General features: G+C 51.8%; 1 rRNA gene. It reads left to right on the forward strand.

Annotated features, from left to right (window positions below):
- A 16S ribosomal RNA gene (locus CRU95_RS16195) occupies window positions 1–440 on the forward strand; the annotation flags it as partial.

Here is a 440-nt window from a genome sequence, read left to right on the forward strand (position 1 = left end):
CCTACGGGAGGCAGCAGTGGGGAATATTGCACAATGGGGGAAACCCTGATGCAGCAACGCCGCGTGAGTGAAGAAGTCATTCGTGATGTAAAGCTCTATCAGCAGGGAAGAAGATGACGGTACCTGAGTAAGAAGCCCCGGCTAACTACGTGCCAGCAGCCGCGGTAATACGTAGGGGGCAAGCGTTATCCGGATTTACTGGGTGTAAAGGGAGCGTAGACGGATAGATAAGTCTGAAGTGAAATGCCAGTGCTCAACACTGGAACTGCTTTGGAAACTGTGAATCTAGAGTGCGGGAGAGGTAAGTGGAATTCCTAGTGTAGCGGTGAAATGCGTAGATATTAGGAGGAACACCAGTGGCGAAGGCGGCTTACTGGACTGTAACTGACGCTGAGGCGCGAAAGCGTGGGGAGCAAACAGGATTAGATACCCTAGTTGTC

It is taken from the genome of Arcobacter sp. F2176 (assembly GCF_004116465.1).
Taxonomy (GTDB): domain Bacteria; phylum Campylobacterota; class Campylobacteria; order Campylobacterales; family Arcobacteraceae; genus Arcobacter; species Arcobacter siniprincipis.